Origin of the sequence: Aquicoccus porphyridii (genome assembly GCF_008369105.1) — a bacterium.
Classification (GTDB): Bacteria; Pseudomonadota; Alphaproteobacteria; order Rhodobacterales; family Rhodobacteraceae; genus Aquicoccus; species Aquicoccus porphyridii.
This window is the reverse complement of the sequence record NZ_VINQ01000101.1, coordinates 1-508: the sequence shown is the minus strand read 5'-3', so window position 1 is coordinate 508 and position 508 is coordinate 1. Positions and strand designations below refer to the sequence as shown.

At 68.9% G+C, this 508-nt stretch carries 1 protein-coding gene; it reads right to left on the bottom strand.

Translation table 11 applies throughout. The features are described 5' to 3' along the window. A partial coding sequence (locus FLO80_RS23755; protein WP_188078404.1) for a 2Fe-2S iron-sulfur cluster-binding protein occupies nucleotides 1-508 on the bottom strand: 508 nt, incomplete at both ends.

Below are 508 nucleotides of genomic sequence, written 5' to 3'. Positions count from 1 at the left end.
GGGTGGCGGCGCCGATTTCCAGGCAGTTGACGCCCACTTCGATGCGTTTCATTTCGCGGATGTGGCCGACATAGATCATCACCGGCAGTTCGCGATGGAACTGGGTGACCTCCAGCGCCAGGTCGGTGCCGCCGGCCAGCAGGCGTGCCTGCGGATTGGCGCCGTAGAGGTCGGCCAGGTCGGCGACGGTGAGCGGCAGCAGGCAGCGCCGGTCACCGCTGTTCAGCTCGGCGGTTTCGCGCGGAGCGATGGCGCGCAATTGCTCGATGGTGGCGGCTTCCCGGGCGTCGAACTGGTCTGCGCGCTTGTGGCAGCAGGCCTGCTCGGCGGCGTCGAGGATCGGCCGGTAGCCGGTGCAGCGGCAGAGGTTGCCGGCGAGCGCCTCGTGGGCCTTGGCCGGATCGGCGCCGGCGCTGTTCTTCTGCAGGGCGAACAGCGACATGACGAAACCCGGCGTGCAGAACCCGCACTGCGAGCCATGGCAGTCGACCATCGCCTGCTGCACGTC